General features: G+C 56.1%; 16 protein-coding genes and 1 tRNA gene. 10 read left to right on the top strand and 7 right to left on the bottom strand.

Going from position 1 to position 18063, the window contains the following annotated elements; genetic code table 11:
• Positions 1-41 precede the first annotated feature (41 nt).
• Entirely contained in the window at positions 42-1268 is a 1227-nt protein-coding gene (locus KO486_RS05580) for an MFS transporter (RefSeq protein ID WP_216036272.1), read from the top strand.
• Here the strand turns inward: KO486_RS05580 and KO486_RS05575 are convergent.
• Positions 1265-2836, bottom strand: coding sequence for a calcium-binding protein (locus KO486_RS05575; RefSeq protein ID WP_216036271.1), 1572 nt, complete (start codon positions 2834-2836; stop codon positions 1265-1267). The genes KO486_RS05580 and KO486_RS05575 overlap by 4 nt on opposite strands.
• A 506-nt stretch (positions 2837-3342) precedes the next feature.
• Here KO486_RS05575 and metG point away from each other — a divergent pair.
• The 3 genes from metG (at position 3343) to KO486_RS05560 (ending at position 6999) form a co-directional block, all read left to right on the top strand.
• Positions 3343-5055: a methionine--tRNA ligase gene (metG, locus tag KO486_RS05570; protein WP_216036270.1), complete on the top strand. Its 1713-nt coding sequence runs from the start codon at positions 3343-3345 to the stop codon at positions 5053-5055.
• A 233-nt stretch (positions 5056-5288) separates the two neighbouring features.
• The gene (locus KO486_RS05565; RefSeq protein WP_216036269.1) at positions 5289-6107 is read left to right on the top strand and encodes a LysR family transcriptional regulator; all 819 of its coding nucleotides are present in this window, start codon (positions 5289-5291) and stop codon (positions 6105-6107) included.
• 103 nt (positions 6108-6210) lie between these two features.
• A complete protein-coding gene (locus KO486_RS05560; RefSeq protein ID WP_216036268.1) occupies positions 6211-6999 on the top strand; it encodes a lytic murein transglycosylase in 789 nt (262 codons plus the stop codon).
• Positions 7000-7040: 41 nt separating this feature from the next.
• Here KO486_RS05560 and KO486_RS05555 read toward each other — a convergent pair.
• The 3 genes from KO486_RS05555 to KO486_RS05545 form a co-directional block, all read right to left on the bottom strand.
• Positions 7041-7126: transfer RNA gene (locus KO486_RS05555), tRNA-Leu, on the bottom strand.
• 52 nt (positions 7127-7178) lie between these two features.
• Positions 7179-7730, bottom strand: a complete 552-nt coding sequence (locus tag KO486_RS05550) for a hypothetical protein (RefSeq protein WP_216036267.1) — start codon at positions 7728-7730, stop codon at positions 7179-7181.
• A gap of 51 nt (positions 7731-7781) precedes the next feature.
• Entirely contained in the window at positions 7782-8261 is a 480-nt protein-coding gene (locus KO486_RS05545; protein ID WP_216036266.1) for an Lrp/AsnC ligand binding domain-containing protein, read from the bottom strand.
• Between the two features lie 121 nt (positions 8262-8382).
• Here KO486_RS05545 and putA point away from each other — a divergent pair, with 121 nt between their 5' ends.
• Genes putA through KO486_RS05525 form a run of 4 tightly spaced genes read left to right on the top strand, consistent with a single transcriptional unit; the run spans position 8383 to position 13263 of the window.
• Positions 8383-11736, top strand: coding sequence for a bifunctional proline dehydrogenase/L-glutamate gamma-semialdehyde dehydrogenase PutA (gene putA / locus KO486_RS05540; RefSeq protein WP_216036265.1), 3354 nt, complete (start codon positions 8383-8385; stop codon positions 11734-11736).
• 39 nt (positions 11737-11775) lie between these two features.
• Positions 11776-12516 carry a rhomboid family intramembrane serine protease gene (locus tag KO486_RS05535; protein WP_216036264.1) on the top strand — a complete coding sequence of 247 codons (741 nt, stop codon included), beginning with the start codon at positions 11776-11778 and terminating at the stop codon, positions 12514-12516.
• Positions 12513-12878 (top strand): GFA family protein, encoded by a 366-nt coding sequence (locus tag KO486_RS05530; RefSeq protein WP_216036263.1) that lies wholly within the window; start codon positions 12513-12515, stop codon positions 12876-12878. Before KO486_RS05535 ends, KO486_RS05530 begins: the two co-directional genes overlap by 4 nt.
• A gap of 1 nt (position 12879) precedes the next feature.
• Positions 12880-13263, top strand: a complete 384-nt coding sequence (locus KO486_RS05525; protein WP_216036262.1) for a VOC family protein — start codon at positions 12880-12882, stop codon at positions 13261-13263.
• Between the two features lie 9 nt (positions 13264-13272).
• Here the strand turns inward: KO486_RS05525 and KO486_RS05520 are convergent, their stop codons facing one another.
• Both KO486_RS05520 and KO486_RS05515 read right to left on the bottom strand, forming a co-directional pair.
• Positions 13273-14058, bottom strand: a complete 786-nt coding sequence (locus KO486_RS05520; RefSeq protein ID WP_216036261.1) for an inositol monophosphatase family protein — start codon at positions 14056-14058, stop codon at positions 13273-13275.
• A gap of 149 nt (positions 14059-14207) precedes the next feature.
• Positions 14208-15122: a LysR family transcriptional regulator gene (locus KO486_RS05515; protein ID WP_216036260.1), complete on the bottom strand. Its 915-nt coding sequence runs from the start codon at positions 15120-15122 to the stop codon at positions 14208-14210.
• A gap of 91 nt (positions 15123-15213) precedes the next feature.
• Here KO486_RS05515 and metF point away from each other — a divergent pair, with 91 nt between their 5' ends.
• A complete protein-coding gene (metF, locus tag KO486_RS05510; protein ID WP_216036259.1) occupies positions 15214-16077 on the top strand; it encodes a methylenetetrahydrofolate reductase [NAD(P)H] in 864 nt (287 codons plus the stop codon).
• A 76-nt stretch (positions 16078-16153) separates the two neighbouring features.
• Here metF and KO486_RS05505 read toward each other — a convergent pair whose 3' ends face one another.
• A complete protein-coding gene (locus KO486_RS05505) occupies positions 16154-17206 on the bottom strand; it encodes a DUF2235 domain-containing protein (protein WP_216036258.1) in 1053 nt (350 codons plus the stop codon).
• Positions 17207-17432: 226 nt separating this feature from the next.
• Between KO486_RS05505 and KO486_RS05500 the strand changes: the two genes are divergently transcribed.
• Positions 17433-18029, top strand: a complete 597-nt coding sequence (locus KO486_RS05500; protein WP_216036257.1) for an HD domain-containing protein — start codon at positions 17433-17435, stop codon at positions 18027-18029.
• The last annotated feature ends 34 nt before the right edge of the window (positions 18030-18063 follow it).

Here is an 18063-nt window from a genome sequence, read left to right as displayed (position 1 = left end):
TAACCCTAGCGCTGGCCCGCAGTTCTAGCGTTTATGGCCTTATGCGGATGTTCATCTCTTTTGCGGCCCTGTTCTTGGCGGCCCTTCTCTTACAGCTCTCTTCGGGGGCTGTTGGGCCACTGGATGCGTTGACCGGATTGGGAAGCGGTTTCAGCACGGGTGAAGTCGGATTTCTTGGCTCCATGCACTTTGTCGGGTTCTTTGTCGGCTGCTGGTGGGCGCCGCGTTTGATGGGCGACGTCGGGCATTCGCGCGCCTTTGCGGTTTTCACGTCCATGGGCGCGATTGGTATGGCGGGCCATATCCTTGTGTTTGATCCGACAGCTTGGGCTTTTTTACGTGTGATGTCAGGTGCTTGCATCGCGGGTTGCTACACCGTGGTCGAAAGCTGGCTGCAGGCGAAAGTCACCAATGAAAACCGTGGTCGCGCCATGGGGATGTATCGTGTTGTCGATATGGGGGGCAGTTTGATGGCGCAACTTCTGATCGGGAGCTTGGCCAGCATGGAAACCTATGTGGCGTACAATCTGCTGACGATCCTGTGCTGCGCGTCCCTTTTGCCGCTCGCTTTGACCCGCGTACCCCAGCCTGACACGCCAAAGGCACCGCGCCTACGCCCGGGCCTTGCGTGGCGTATGTCGCCGCTTGCGGTGGCTGGGGTTCTTGTGGCGGCCTTATCCGGTGCGTCGTTTCGTATGGTCGGCCCGATCTACGGTCAGGAAGTCGGCCTCGCGGCGAGCCAGATCGGCCTGTTCCTTGCGGCCTTTGTTGCGGGCGGTGCGGCAGCGCAGTATCCGGCAGGCTGGCTCGCGGACAAATTTGATCGCCGCTGGGTGTTGATCTGGCTGTCGGCGGCGTCCGTGCTGTCATGTGGCGTGACGGTCGCGGCATCGGGGCTTGGCACTATCGGCGTCATGGCCAGTGCGGCCTTCTTCGGGTTTACGACGTTCCCTGTTTTTTCGGTTGCTGCATCCCACGCTCATGACTTTGCGACCTCCGAAGAACGGATCGAATTGTCGGCCGCATTGATGTTCTTTTACGCAGTTGGCGCAATCGCGGCGCCGTGGGTGACGTCATTGTTAATCGAAAGCTTCGGCCCTTCCGCACTGTTCTACTTTATCTCAGCGGGACACATCCTGTTGCTGATCTTCGGTCTGAACCGGATGCGTGTGCGCGAAACACGAGAAGACAGAACCCCCTACGTTTACGCTCCGCGCACATCGTTTACGATCGGGCGACTGGTGGGACGCAGCCGCGATAAACGTTAAAGGATGAAATCATCCGAGGTCAGACCATCGACGCCGGACACAAGGATACGCATGTCCGCCGCCCCGTTGCCATCTGTATCAAGATACAAGTTCGTGTCGCCAGTGGCCCCAACCACCGCGCGGATTTCGGGTGCCGAACCAGAGAACCCTGACGACCCGATGAAATCAAACGCTGGGCTGCTCAGCTGCGATACGTTGATAAGATCCTCGCCTTGGGTGAAATCCCGAATGATATCGCGTGCAGCACTGTCCGGGCTTTCCAAAACATCGCTGAAAATAAACGTGTCGTTCCCAAGACCGCCATAAAACTGGTCCGTTCCCAGCCCCCCATAAAGCGCATCATCGCCCGCATCCCCGCGCAAGATGTCGTCACCGTCGCCACCAAACAGGATGTCATTTCCGTCCTTGCCATAAAGCTTGTCGTTTTGGGCTTCACCATACAGGACATCTTCGCCAAGACCGCCATCTAGGATGTCGTCGCCAGTGCCGCCAAACAATACGTCCTCTCCGTCCTTGCCGAAAATTCTGTCGTTGTCTGCGTGGCCACGCATGACATCATCACCCGAGCCACCGTCTAGTACATCGTCGCCCGAACCGCCGAACAGGGCATCGTTGCGTTCGCCACCACGCAGCACGTCATCGCCGTCATCGCCAATGAGTTCGTCTTCACCAATACCGCCGCTAATAATGTCATTACCGTCACCCCCTTCAATCGCGCCAGCCACAACGCCATTTACAATAGATCTGTAAATGTCAGCATCATCGCCAAGGAAAATATCACCATCAATCGCGCCAAAGTTACGAACCACATCCGCACCGCCACTCAGCGAAATATCCCCCAAAATGGTCCCAGTGTTCACGATCGTATCTTCAGCACTTGTACCTGACGACGTGATTTCACCATCCACTGTCCCTGAATTTTTCAAGGTCAAGTTGCCACTTGAAGACGTGATTGCATCTGCATTGGTTTGGATCAGTCCACTGTTTGAAATCGTAACGCTCTCCCCCACCGATGTATTAAGATCAAACCCGTTACTCACCCCAATAAGCGAACCGCTGTTCGAAATCGTAGCATTATTAGAGATCTGGAAAATATCGCTCGACACGGAGGTCACGGTACCGGAATTCATGAAAGAAAAATTATCACCGCTTCCGTTTATCGCGGCAATGGTTGATATATCAGTAAATAATCCTGTGATCGTGCCCGTATTGATAATTTCGGCGTTCTCACCTGCGAAATACAGCTGTCCTGAACTGATCGTTCCGAGATTGGTCAGATGCACGTCGTCGCCATTGGAATAGATGCCGAATTGGCTTTCGACAGCTGTAACGCTCCCTGTTGTGCCAATCAGGACGTGCACGTCAGTCGCATCGTCTAAACCCAAAGCCCGAGATGTACCAACGATCGCACCCAACACCGAGATATCAACACCTGCAGACCCCGAAGTTAAATCAATAACACTGCCAATAGTGCTGTAGTGCGAAACACCTGGAAGTAGATAGTATTCGTCGCCGGACCCTAGGTCGAGATTCGTCGTTTGATTGGTGTCGTAAATATAGGTCGTCATATCAATTCCCTTTTAGAAAAATCATTGGTGGTAAAGTTTTTGGCGCGTCAAGATAGTTGGTCGTTACGAATAGATGTCAGCCTCACAGGCGCATAAATTTCGCCTAAATCGACACTGGATATGGGGACTATCCAGCACCGGAACGCTCTTTGCAAGTTCTGCGGTGTTCCATTGCCGACGTAACCCCTTGGAACGACAAACCAATTGGCTGTTCGCACCCCACATCACACGCCGCTTAGTTCCTCAACGATTGGGCGGCTGCTGAGGCGCAGTCGCGACCGAAACTCATGAAAAAGGTATTGTTTCAAATACCGGGGGGGGTGTCCTTCCGCCGATGCCCTATGCCCCCCTTCTCTTGGCGAGATAAAATCCGCGGCTCGATACGGTTCATGCCCTAGCAAGGCGTCCCGCACGCCTTTTGGCCCTTGCGGAAAGTGTTGGAAGGTCTGGTAAGGTCCATGCACCCCTGATAAAGCGAAATTTCATTCAGATAATAGACGGTTTACATGGCGCGCCACCTTATCACCTCCGCAATTCCCTACATCAACGGGATCAAACATCTTGGTAACCTCGTGGGCAGCCAACTGCCCGCCGACCTGTATGCCCGCTACCTGCGTGGACGGGGGGATGAGGTTTTGTTTCTCTGTGCGACCGATGAACACGGCACCCCAGCAGAATTGGCAGCGGCCAAAGCAGGTAAACCCGTTGCAGATTACTGCGCTGAGATGTGGACCGTTCAGGCGGAACTCGCCGAGGGGTTCTCGCTGTCCTTTGATCACTACGGACGCTCCAGCAGCGAACAGAACCGCAAGCTGACTCAGCATTTCGCGGGCGTCTTGGCCGACAACGGGTTGATCGAAGAACGCATGGAAACGCAGATGTATTCCCATGCTGACGGCCGCTACCTGCCGGATCGCTATATTGAGGGCACCTGCCCCAACTGCGGATATGAAGACGCCCGCGGCGATCAATGCGACAATTGCGGCAAGCTGCTCGATCCGGTTGATCTGATCGAACCGCACTCCACGATCTCTGGGTCCACTGATCTGGAAATGCGCGAAACCAAGCACCTTTATCTGCTGCAATCCAAACTGAAAGACGACATCGACGCATGGATCGACAGCCAAGATGGCTGGCCGGTTTTGACGACGTCCATCGCCAAGAAGTGGCTCCATGATGGTGACGGGCTGCAAGACCGTGGCATTACGCGTGACCTCGATTGGGGCGTTCCTGTCAAAAAAGGCGACGAGGATTGGCCTGGGATGGAAGGCAAGGTTTTCTACGTCTGGTTTGATGCGCCCATCGAATACATCGCGTGTTCGCAAGAATGGGTCGATGCAGGCAAAGGCGACGATTGGGCGCGCTGGTGGCGCACCGACAAAGGCGCCGACGATGTGCGTTACACCCAGTTTATGGGCAAGGATAACGTGCCATTCCATACGCTGTCCTTCCCCGCGACCATCATTGGGTCGGGCGAACCATGGAAGCGCGTCGATTACCTCAAGTCGTTTAACTACCTGAACTATGATGGCGGCCAGTTCTCGACGTCGCGCGGACGCGGCGTGTTTATGGACCAGGCGTTGGAAATCCTGCCCGCCGATTACTGGCGCTGGTGGTTGCTCAGCCGTGCGCCAGAAACGTCGGATTCCGAATTCACGTGGGACCAGTTCCAAACGGACTGCAACAAAGACCTTGCCGATGTTCTGGGCAATTTCGTCAGCCGCGTCACCAAATTCTGCCGTTCTAAGTTCTCAGAGAACGTCCCATCGGGCGGAACCTATGGCGACGCCGAAACCCAGCTGATTGCCGATCTTCAGACCCGATTGACCAGCTATCAAGACGCAATGGACAAGATCGAAATCCGCAAGGCCGCCGCTGAACTACGCGCGATTTGGGCTGCGGGGAATGAATACCTGCAAGCCGCCGCGCCTTGGGCCGTGTTCAAAGAAGACCCAGACCAAGCTGCCGCGCAAATTCGCCTCGCGCTAAACCTGATCCGCATCTACGCGGTGCTGTCCGCGCCGTTCATCCCATCAGCATCCGCTAAATTGCTGTCTGCGATGAACACTCTGGACACGGAATGGCCGACGGATATGGCGGTGGCGATTGCCGCTCTTCCAGAAGGTCACGAATTCACGGTGCCTGACAACTTGTTTGCGAAAATCACAGATGATCAACGCGAAGAATGGACCGAGAAGTTCGCTGGGAAGCGCGACTGACCTTCGCACGCCCGAACAGAAAAACAGTCAATCGCAGCCGCCGACGCCGCGATGACCATTTCTTGTGACTTTTCACCAGGCGTTCAAAGTGTTCTTGTTCGTCTCTTGCATAGGTTTTTTGACCGTTTGGGCCCCAAGAAATAAGCGATATCATTTTTCACCTTTGGAACTGATGCGAATAGGTTCCAAACATAACCCCTTGATTGACGCCTAAAACTGCGCAATTTTCAAACATGGCTTTCAAAAATGAAATTAGCCTTGATGACCTCGCTCTCTTTCTTGCGGTCGTTGAAGCGGGCAACCTTACATCTGCTGGACAACGCATGGGGATCCCACTGCCAACGGTGTCACGCCGCATGCGGCACCTTGAAGCGGAACTTGGCAGAACCCTTCTGGACCGCAACGGACCATCCGTCGCCCTTACCGAGGACGGGCGTTCGCTGGCCGACGAAATAACAAGCCTCAACGAAGTGCGAAATCGCCTTAGGCGCTGGCGCAACAACACAGACCCTGCGCCTCTGGTTCGGATCACATCCGGCACTTGGACGCTCAAGCATTTGGCGCGTCACCTTCCGAACTCCCCTGATTGGCGCCCCGCATTCTTGGATACGATCAACCACCTAGATATTGCACGACGCGAAGCGGACATAGGAGTTCGAAATGCGCCTCCAGACCACCCTTGGCTTGCAAGACAAAAAGTTCGCCCTGTAGAGTTCGCGATTTACGGAACCGATCCATCAGTTAAGGGCTACATTGCCCCAGCCCCGAGCGATCATGCAGGGTCATCCCAACGTTGGTTGCTTCGCCACTATAGCGATCAGATCGTCGCAACGGCCTCAACGCCACAAATAGCGTACGAGCTGGCCAATGCTGGGTTTGGCCGTGCCATCCTGCCAACGTTTATAGGTGATCCGTCTGAAACCATGGTGCGGCTTTCCGACCCCATCCCACAGCTGTCCCATTCGCAGTGGCTTGTCACCCATCAGGACGCCCGCCAAGACCCCGCCATCCGCGCCGCGATCGATGTTATCGCAGATATCCTTTCTCTTTAATTGGCGATGCAACGCCGAAAAGAGAAAAGGCCTTGAAAACCTGACTACCCACTTGAACAAAACATGTTAGCTTCTGATCAACCATTCAATCGGAGTACTCTTAATGCGTTTCGTTCTTGCCGCCGCCTTTGCGGCCCTCGCCTCACCTACACTTGCCGCGCCTTGTGGCAACGACAGCAGCGGTTTTGCCGCTTGGAAACAAGCCTTTGCCGCCGAAGCCGCCGCTGCAGGTGTCGGGCAAGCTGGCCTGTCTGCCTTGGCCAATGCGCAATATTCGCAATCCACAATCAACGCTGACCGCAACCAAACGGGTGTGCGCTATGAGTTGAACGAGTTTATCCGCATCCGCCTCGGCAGCCTTGATAGCTTTGCTGGCCAAATGCGCCGTCAATACAATCAAAACGCCAACTTCTATGCCTCTCTCGAAAGCGCTTATGGCGTCCCAGCGGGCATCTTGCTGGCTATCCACGGCATGGAAACAGGGTTCGGGCGTACAATGGGCAACACACCAGTTGTCGATAGCATCACGACCGTCGCGTATGACTGCCGCCGTTCTGGGTTCTTCACACCACACGCGATTGCCGCGTTGATGTTGGTGGACCAAGGCGGGCTCGGCGCGAACCAGCGTGGCGCAGCCCACGGTGAAATGGGCCACACACAGTTCCTTCCAGGCAACGCGCTGCGCTATGGCGTCGATGCTGATGGCAATGGGCGTGTTGATCTCTATTCTGTAACTGACAGCCTTGCGTCCACAGCGAACTTCTTGCGCCAAAAAGGCTGGCAACCCGGACAAGGCTATCAAGAAGGCAGCGCCAACTTCCGCGTGTTGAACGAATGGAATGCCGCAACCGTGTACCAACAGGCCATCGCCCTGTCAGCAGCACGGATGTAACACATCAGCCGGCCGTCGGTTCATCGCTTTTGAGAAAGTGTTGGTACCCGCGGCCGGACTCGAACCGGCACGGCCATACGGCCAAGAGATTTTAAGTCTCCAGTGTCTACCATTCCACCACGCGGGCACACGGGTTAGGCAACGAGTGCGAACATAGGCAAATGTTGCGCGGCGTCTAGTCAGATATCGCTTTCGATTGACCCATCCAGCAAATGACGTTCCGCAAGCCAAGGATTGATGTCCAAAGCTTCACGCAAAACCACCTGTGCCTCGTCGTCGCGGCCTAATTCGATCAAGGTGCGCGCTTTGCCTGTTAGGGCGCCCAAGTGGACGGGCTGCAAATCTATCGCGATATCCAGATCAACCAATGCTGCCTCAAAATCAAAAGACAAAAACGCGGCATAGGCCCGTTGATTATACCCTTCGGCATAGGTCGGGCAGTACGCAATAAGCTCGCTCAAAACAGCGCGGCTTGCGTCGTAGTCACCGTATCGCTGCGTGGCCAAGCCCTCGTCCAGCATCGCCTGTGCCAGTTCATCGGGGGCATCCAACCAGATTTCCCACATTGCATTCGAAAACTGGCGCGCTGAGGCTTCGCTTGGCGCGTCGCGCATGTTTTCAACGATTTCTACAAGGGCTTCACCAACGCCTACGTCTTCGGGACACACAGCAAAGGCCGGTGAGACAAAGAACGGGCTCGCAGCAAGGCACAAATGTTTTAGCGCTTTCATGACCCCAAAGAATGGCCCAAAACTGCGCCGCGTCAACTCACGCCTTTGCGATCATCCAACTGGCGGAGCAACGGCTTCTTCTTTGACAGACTGCATGGCAACATAGGTCGACGTGTTCGCCAAATAAGGTAGCGTCGACAAACGTTCAGCCAAAACAACGCGGTAGCTCGTCATGGAGGCCGTACGGACCTTTAGCAAATAATCGAACGCGCCCGCGATCAGATGGCATTGTTCGATCTCAGGAATCTGCAACACCGCGTTGTTAAACTCAGCCAACGCTGCTTCTCGCGTATCGGTAAGCTTCACCTCAACGAACGCAACGTGGTCGCGCCCCAGCCGAATTGGGTCCAATAAAGCGCGGTACCCGCGCACAACGCCATTTTCCTCAAGCCGCCGCAGGCGTGCTTGGGTCGGGGATTTCGACAGGCCAATCCGCTTTGACAACTCGGTCACGCTGATTCTACCGTCAACTGCAATGACGTCGAGAATCTTGCGATCAAACCCGTCCATCTCAAAAGTTCGTTCGGTCACAAATTATCCCCACCTTTAATTAAAGCGCCTTCAATTTAAGCCACCTTAAGTCCATTTGATCCGACTATATAGGATATCAAAGGAAATAAATAAACCTAGTTTTTGGCATCAGGAGGCCCCAATGCCCCACCTTTCAGCAAACCGCTTTCGCCAACAGATCGACGCAACATACCTCCAAGACGAAACGGCTGCCGTTAATTCGCTTGTCGAGACGGCCAAGCTGTCACCACAAGATCGCGCAGATATTGCCGCGGCGGGGGCTGACCTTGTTAGCCGCATTCGGGCTGCGTCCGACCCTGGCTTGATGGAGGTCTTCTTGGCCGAATACGGGCTTTCTACAGATGAAGGCATCGCGCTGATGTGTCTGGCTGAGGCGCTTCTGCGGGTCCCTGACGCCGATACGATAGACGCGTTGATTGACGATAAGATCGCCCCATCCAATTGGGGCACCCACTTGGGCAAATCCGCCTCTAGCCTTGTGAACGCATCGACTTGGGCCCTGATGTTGACCGGACGAGTACTGGAAGATGATCGCGGCATGGCACAGCCTTTGCGCCGTGCAATCAAACGATTGGGTGAACCCGTCATCCGCACTGCTGTAGCCCGTGCCATGCGCGAAATGGGGCGGCAGTTCGTTCTGGGCGTAGACATTAATGCTGCAATGAAACGGGCCGCCGGAATGGAGGCGCAAGGGTTCACCTATAGCTACGATATGCTCGGCGAAGCGGCGCGCACAGATGAGGACGCAAAACACTATCATTTGGCCTATTCCCGCGCGATTTCATCCATTGCCGTCGCCTGCACCCATGGCACTGTCGCCGAAAATCCCGGGATTTCCGTCAAACTCTCGGCGCTCCACCCGCGTTACGAAGAAGCCCAGCGCGACCGTGTCATGGCCGAACTTGTCCCGCGTCTGCGCAGTCTCGCCATGCTGGCCAAATCGGCGGGTCAGGGTTTCAATGTAGACGCAGAGGAGGCCGACCGCCTTTCGCTCTCACTTGACGTGATCGAGGCCGTGGTCAGCGACCCTGCCCTTGCGGGATGGGATGGCTTTGGCGTAGTTGTTCAAGCGTTTGGTCAACGTGCGGGTCATGTGATTGACAGGCTTGCGGACTTGGCCCAACGCACGGATCGCAAACTGATGGTGCGGCTTGTAAAGGGGGCCTATTGGGACGCCGAGATTAAGCGTGCCCAAGTTATGGGGTTAGATGGCTTTCCTGTCTTCACATCAAAAAACCACACAGATGTGAGCTATATATCTAACGCACGCAAACTCCTCACACTCACTGATCACATCTACCCGCAATTTGCCACGCATAATGCCCATACAGTTTCCGCAATCTTGCACATGGCGCGCGACACACCGAAAGACACCTTTGAGTTCCAGCGTCTGCACGGCATGGGTGAAACACTGCATAAGATTGTGCTAAAGGATAACGACACCCGCTGCCGGATTTATGCCCCCGTTGGTGCGCACGAAGACCTGCTGGCCTACCTTGTACGACGCCTGCTGGAAAACGGCGCAAATTCATCGTTCGTCAACCAGATCGTCGATGAAACCGTCCCGCCCGTAGTCGTCGCAGCCGACCCATTCGAGGGCATCGGAAATACGCCCGACCTTCCAAAAGGACCGCAGCTGTTCCGCCCCCATCGTGCCAATTCACGCGGTTGGGACATCACGCATCAACCCACACTTGATGCGATCGAGGTGGGTCGCAAACCTTTTGAAACCCATCAATGGCGTGCAGCGCCCCTGACGTCTTCAGACCCGTCGTCATCCACCCCACACCCTGTGCGCAATCCCGCCAAACCTGATGACATTGTCGGGCATATTACATGGGCCAGCATTGATGACGCACAATTCGCAATGGGCGCGGCAACGCCGTGGAATATCCCTGTTAAAGATCGCGCCACTGTTTTGCGCGCCATTGCGAAATCTTATGAAGACAATGCAAATGAACTCTTTGGCCTGCTGCACCGCGAAGCGGGAAAGACCATGCTCGACTGTGTCGGGGAACTGCGTGAAGCCGTTGATTTCTTGTACTATTACGCCGCAGAAGCCGAAGAACGCGGCCCAACTCCACGTGGAATCTGGGCCTGTATTTCGCCGTGGAACTTCCCTCTCGCGATTTTCACGGGACAGATTGCGGCGGCGCTTGCGGCTGGGAATGGGGTCCTTGCAAAGCCCGCGGAACAAACCGGCCTGATCGCGCATCGCGCGGTGCAGTTGATGCACAGCGCTGGCGTTCCGACCGAAGTGTTGCACCTGTTGCCGGGTGGCGGCGATATCGGGGCGGCTGTTACAGCTGATGCGCGGCTGGGTGGCGTTGCCTTTACCGGATCGACCGCCACCGCGTTGAAAATCCGCGCGGCCATGGCTGACACCTGCAAACCCGGCACACCGTTGATCGCTGAAACTGGCGGGCTAAATGCAATGATCGTCGATTCCACCGCCCTGCCCGAACATGCCGTGCGCGATATCTTGCAATCAGCGTTCCAATCCGCGGGTCAGCGGTGTTCGGCGTTGCGCTGTCTGTATGTCCAGGAAGACGTCGCCGACAAAGTGCTGCACATGCTGAAAGGCGCGATGGATGAGCTGCGCATGGGCGATCCTTGGATGTTGTCCACAGATGTTGGCCCTGTCATCGACGAGGCGGCGCGGAAAACGATCCAAGACCACATTGACGTGGCTGATGCCGAAGGCCGAGTGCTGCACGCACTGCCCACCCCTGGTGATGGCACCTTCGTCGCGCCAACCGTCATCAAGGTAGATAGCATCGCCGATCTGAAACGCGAAATCTTTGGCCCTGTGCTGCACGTGGCCACCTACAAGGCCCGCGATCTGAACAAGGTGATCGAGGACATCAACGCCACCGGATACGGACTGACCTTTGGCCTGCATACCCGCATCGATGACCGCGTCGAACAAGTTTTGGACCAAGTTGACGCCGGCAACATCTACGTAAACCGCAATCAAATCGGCGCAGTCGTCGGCAGCCAGCCCTTCGGCGGAGAAGGACTTTCTGGCACGGGGCCAAAGGCAGGCGGACCGATGTATATGCCGCGCTTTGCTGAACACGTAGACGCCCCTACACCACCCGCAGCGCCCGTGGATTTGCCCGGCCCGACGGGTGAATCTAATCGGTTGTCCTCGCATCCGCGCGGGCCGATCCTGTGCCTTGGGCCAGATCGACAAGCGCAGGCGGATCAAGTGCTCGACCTTGGTGGGATACCGATGCTGCTGAACGACACAGCGCCCGACCTCGCACACGTGAACTGCGCTGCAGTGGTTTGGAACGGCGATGACGCCTCGGCGCGTGTCTTTGAACAGGCGCTGGCGAAACGCACAGGCCCCATTGTTCCGCTGATCACAGGTGCGCTGGATGCGGGGCACGTGCTGCACGAACGCCATATCTGTGTCGATACAACCGCAGCGGGCGGTAATGCGGCGCTTCTGGCGGAAGTGGGCGCATAATTCCTTGACCGCCCGTCGTGATTGGCGGACGGTCACACGATGTTACCTATTCGAGATCACAACCCGTCCGAACGCACGCCATATGTCACCTACGCTTTGATCGCGATCAACATCGCAGTCTTTGCGTGGCAATATGGCGTTCTCACGAATGTCAGCAGCTCAAATCAGTTCCTGATTGACTACGCTTTCTGGCCCGTACTGTTTGAAAGCGGTGATGGCTACACAGGCATGTTTACCCATATGTTTCTGCATGGCGGCCTCATGCATATCGCTGGTAACATGCTGTTTTTGTGGATTTTTGGCGACAATATGGAAGAAGAGTTCGGGCATGTCCCGTTCTTGATTTTCTACATCGCCAGCGGGCTTGCCGCCGCTTACCTGCAATACCTTCCCAACACAGGAAGCCAAATCCCGATGGTCGGTGCATCCGGCGCGATTGCTGGCGTTATGGGGGGCTATTTGCTGTTGTTCCCAAAGGCGCGGGTCGACATTTTCTTTTTCTTTGTGATCTTCTTTCGCATCTTTTCCCTGCCATCGTTCGTCGTGTTGGGCGTCTGGATGGCGTTGCAGGTGTTTAACGGCCTCGGCAGTGATCTCAATGGCGGCGGCACAGCCTACTGGGCACATGTTGGCGGGTTCATCGCTGGCATGGTGATTACAATCCCGATTTGGTTGCGCCGCGGGGCCACCAAATATTGGGATCGCACCCACGGCCACCCGCCACACCCTGAGACCCATTACCCGACTTCCAATGTCCCGATTGTGCGGAGAAACCGATGACCAAAGTGACATGCCACTGCGGCGCTGTTGAGCTGAAGGTCACGCTGGCGGATGGTCTGAACTCTGCGCGGCGGTGCGATTGTTCGTTTTGCAGGCGCCGTGGTGCCCCAGCCGTCACCGTGAATGTCGGCGATCTGGAAGTGGTAAAGGGTGCCGAAAACTTGACGCTTTATTCCTTTAACACCGGCACAGCAAAACACCATTTTTGCAAGACCTGCGGGATTTACACGCACCACCAACGTCGCTCCAACCCCAATGAATACGGGGTCAATATGGGCGGCATCGATGGTGTGAACCCTGCAGAGCATGAACCCATCGCATGGAATGACGGGGTTAATCACCCCTCTGATCGAAAGGCCTGACATGATCCGATTAGATGCCGTGGCGGTTTCCTCGAAAGATATGGCCAAAACGGTCGCGTTCTACGAATTACTGGGGTTTGAATTCCCTAAATGGGGCGCGGAAGATCAGCACGTTGAACCCATAACCAAGCCGGGCGACGTACGTTTGATGATCGACACCGCCGCTTTGATGGAACAGTTAACGGGGCATGCGCCCGTGCCGCCCAATCATTCCAGTTTCGCAATGCTCTGCGATACCCCTGCCGAAGTTGACGCGGCGGCTGCGGCGCTAAAGGCCGCAGGTCATACCCTGACGGTTGAACCTTGGGATGCGTTTTGGGGTCAACGGTACGCCACGGTCAAAGACCCTGACGGATATCAGATCGATCTTTTTGCTGAACTTTAATCCGCACGTTTAGTTGCGGATGACTTTCGCGAACTGGTCAAAGATTGGTTCTGCGGCACAAATCACGGCTTTGTCGCCCATGATGTCACCACCGACAGTCAACGGCTCAACGATGCCACCTGCCTCGCGCACGATCAGAAGACCCGCAGCCATGTCCCACGGGTGCAGACGACGTTCCCAGAACCCGTCGTAACGGCCAGCTGCAACATAGGCCAAATCAAGCGCAGCTGCGCCCCAACGGCGCACACCGGCACAGGTTGGCAAGATACGTGCAAGGTCTTGCAACGTTTCTGGCAAATCAGATCGGCCCGCAAACGGCAGACCCGTTGCGAACACGCTTTCGATCATCTTGTTGCGGCCAGACACGCGCATGCGCTTTTCGTTCATCCATGCGCCTGACCCTTTTTCCGCAAAGAACAACTCGTCCTTAACAGGGTCATAAATCACACCGATGACGATCTCGCCTTTGTGCTCAAGCGCGATCGAAACAGCCCAGTGCGGCATGCCGTGCAAGAAGTTGGTTGTGCCGTCCAGCGGGTCAACGATCCAACGACGTGTTGGGTCCTCGCCTTCGACTTCTGTGCCTTCTTCGCCCAAGAACCCGTAGGTTGGACGCGCTTCCATCAACGCTTCTTTGATCATGTATTCCGCGTTGCGATCTGCGCGGCTTACAAAGTCGCCCGGTCCTTTAGTGGAGACCTGCAAATTCTCGACCTCACCGAAGTCCTTAAGCAACGCGCGACCTGCGCGGCGCGCGGTTTTCATCATCACGTTTAGATTTGCACTTAAAGCCATGGTGGTCTCCTTTGTACGATCGGGCCGCATTGCCCACGCACTCATTCGAAGCGGCGTATAGGGGAGTGCAGTTAAACCGACAAGGGGCAGCAAGATCGATATTGAACGGTTTTAGCCCACTGCGACTGGAATTTGGACGATCATGCTGTCTAAACGATATCTGGCCGTTGAAGTTTCACCGCTTCTTGACGGGCATTTCGCACAAGATGCGCCACATATGGCAGGTCTGCTTCTTCTTCGCGTACCGCTGCATAAAGGCGTCGGGTCAGCCCTTTTTCCGTCAACGGGCGCGTGATGTAGTCCGACCCATATGAGGTTTGCCGCACTACCCAATCAGGCAGAACAGCAACGCCGCGATTGGACGCGACCAACAGCAGGATCACCGCAGTCAGTTCAACTTGGCGCAGGTCTTTTGGTGCGACCTTCGCTGGGGTCAACAATTGTGAAAACACATCAAGCCGTGCCCGTTCGACCGGATAGGTGATTAAGGTTTCATTACGAAAATCTTCCGCGTCGATCCATTCTTTCGCTGCCAATGGATGATTGGTGGCGGCCACGAAAATTGGTTCGTAGTCGAACAGCGGCAGGAACGTGACACCCGGTATGTCCTCAGGGTCCGAGGACACGACCAAATCAACCTCTTCTTTGCGCAATGCAGGTAAGGCATCAAACGCCAAACCCGGGCGGATATCGACATCTACATCAGGCCAAGCTTTACGGAACCCTTCGAGAACGGGAAACAGCCACTCAAAACAGGCATGACATTCGATCGCAATATGCATGCGCCCTGCCCGTCCTTGCACCAATCCGGTAAATTCCTGCTCTAAAGCGGCCACCTCGGGCAGGATCCGTTCGGCCGCAGCCAACATCCGCAATCCGGCTGCCGACAGCTTCAGAGGCTTGGAGCGGCGCACAAATAATTCCACGCCCGCCTGATCCTCAATCCCTTTAATTTGATGGCTCAACGCAGATTGCGTGATGCCCAAGGTCTCGGCGGCGCGGGCCAATCCGCCTGTGTCATGAATCGCCTTGATGGTGCGCAGATGACGGAACTCAATGTGCATATCGCAACGATCCTCATGATCTTATTGAAGGTTATGAATTTGCTTCACATACACCGATCCGCGATAAAGGCGCAACCTTCAGGAGAATCCCATGTCCACCCCGTCCGTATCCTTCGAATTCTTCCCGCCCAAATCCCTGCAAGCCTCCTTCCGGCTGTGGGACTGCGTGCAGGTCTTGGCACCGTTCGCGCCTGAATTCGTATCTGTGACCTATGGTGCTGGTGGCACGACCCGCAAACTCACCCATGAGGCTGTGGACACAATCGGCACAACGACGGATCTCACCGTGGCCGCGCACCTGACCTGCGTTGACGCCACACGCGAAGAAACCTTGTCTATCGCGGACAGCTATAAAGCGGCTGGCGTAAACCACATCGTTGCATTGCGTGGTGACCCGCCAAAGGGCAGCGGCGGCTTCACGCCTGCTAAAGATGGCTTTTCCGGTTCGGTTGAATTGACACGGGCCCTTGCTGACAAGGGGTTTGATGTGACCGTGGGCGCCTATCCCGAACCTCACCCTGACGCCACAAACCCGCAAGCCTGCATCGATCACCTCAAGGCCAAGTTTGATGCTGGTGCAACGCAGGCTATCACTCAGTTCTTCTTTGAGCCGGACACGTTCTTGCGGTTCCGTGATGCTTGCGCAGATGCGGGCATTACCGCGCCCATCCTGCCCGGCATTCTGCCGATCGAAAACTGGACTGGCATCCAAAAGTTCGCCGCAAGCTGTGGCGCCGCGATCCCCAAGGTCCTCTCGGATGCATTCGGCCATGCCGACACACAGGAAACGGCTGATCTCCTCGCCGTGGCGCAAGCCAGCGAACTCTGCGACGATTTGCTAAACGAAGGTGTCGAACACCTGCACTTTTACACGCTTAACAAACCAGAACTCAGCCGCGACATCTGCCGCGCTTTGGGGCTGACACCACAAGTTCGGCTTGAAAAAGTAGCCTAACAGCGAGCGCGAGCGCCCGAGATTGGCTCAGCTTTACCAAACGCGCCAATGAAAACAGCAGCCGCCAAAGGCGGCTTCAATTTGGCAATGGCACGCGACGGATGCGTGTTTTGCGACCAAGTAGGGATGGGTGCAGCCGTTCCGAAGGGTCGCGCCCCACCACACGGGCTTTGCGCGCCAAAAACAATTTGGACCAACCCTTCCAGCGGCCAATCGAAGGGGCCGTTTGATCCGTCGGAAATCGACCCAGCCAGCTTTCGGGCAAAGGCAAGCCACAGGCTTCCAAACGGTCCAACATCCAAACCAGCGACATGTTTGAGAGCGGGCGAACCGCGTCCACGCCGTCAATCTGTCCGCCAACATCGCCGTGGGTCCCAGGGAACCAAAGCTGTTCAACACGCCCTTCCCAGCCTGGGGGACAGGACCACAAAACCGGCGTGTACGCCTCCCTCGTTTCATCAATGGCCAAGGCATGAAACCCGTTCTTCACCGAAGCGCCCAGCGCATGGTTGTGGAATTCATGATCGACAAGCGACCAACGCCACAGAATCGGCAGCCGCATTCCAAGGGCTTTGACCGTATCCCACACAGCGACCGCTTCGATCTCGACGTCTGTATGGCACATGCGTTTACGAAAGGCTTCGGCCGCCGCACCGCGCCCGCCACGGCGATAATGCCGATATGCCAGTTGAATGTTTCGCTCGGTTGCACAGTCAGATTTCACAAGTCCGACCATATCCACAACGCCCGCCAACGACCGCACAGCATAAGCCCCGCGTGAATACCCCGCCAACACAATCGTATCACCAACACGGTAGCGCGATGCCAACACACCATAGGCGCGCTTGATCTGCCGGTTGATGCCACGCCCTTGCATGACGTCCAATGTCGCGCGCCATTCTTTCCATTGGATGCCCGGTTCGTAGTAGACCGTCAGGTTCGCTCCGGTTCCAGCCTCGCGCAACAACTTATACAGCTGGCCGGCGTGGGTTTCATACCCATCCTCGAGCGATGACATCGTCCCATCCAGAATGATGACATGGGTGGCTGCTCCGCGTTTGCGGATGCCCCCTGTCTCACTGTGGCCGTGCCGCCCGAACAGGGATCGCATAAACCTCGTCAGAGACATAAACGCCCCCTGTGCCGTGTAAGTTCCGATCCTTGTAGCGCAAGTATGGTTACTACTCCGTTCATAAAGCTAGCATCCCCCAAGCAGACTTCACTGTCCATCAACGAAACCGCGAACACGCCATCATTCCTAACGGGCCAATTTCATTGCGCCAGATCGCGCCCCTCGCCATGATGAACGCAATTGCACTTACGGCAAGTTGCACGCACACAAAAAGAGGCCCCATATGGATCGTGTAAAGTTCACCCAAATGAAAGACGGCGACGCCGAAGACTACGCATTTTTGACGAAACACGAAGTCGAATACACCAAGGGCACCGCGGACCGCCTATTGACCGCGCTGGTCAGTTTGGACGAAAGCCTGTCGGGATATCAGATCACCCGCCTTGGGCACTCCTTGCAATCCGCAACCCGCGCAGAGGCCGATGGCGCAGATATCGACTGGATTGTCGGCACGCTCCTGCACGACATTGGCGACATCTTCGCCCCTTACAATCATGACGAATACGCGGCGACGATCCTGCGCCCCTTTGTGCGCGAGCAGGTCACATGGGTCGTCGAAAAGCACGGTGATTTCCAGCTGGTATATTACGGCGAACATGTCGGCGCAGACCCTGAAAAACGCCAAGCCTACGCAGGCCACCCCTATTTCGATGACTGCGCGACCTTCTGTGAACGCTGGGATCAGTCGTCATTTGACCCCGACTACCCGCACAAGCCTATCGAATATTTCACCCCCATGGTGCACACGGTCTTCGCCCGCGAGCCCTATGACCCTGCCGTTATTCGCGTCGGGGACCGTGAACCGCTCGGCAGGCGGTAACCCCGAGCCGGGAGGCGGCAAAACAGGGGTCATG

The organism is Octadecabacter sp. B2R22 (assembly GCF_018861045.1).
GTDB lineage: Bacteria > Pseudomonadota > Alphaproteobacteria > Rhodobacterales > Rhodobacteraceae > Octadecabacter.
The sequence above is the reverse complement of the archived record's forward strand: the minus strand, read 5'-3'. Positions and strand labels throughout refer to the sequence as shown.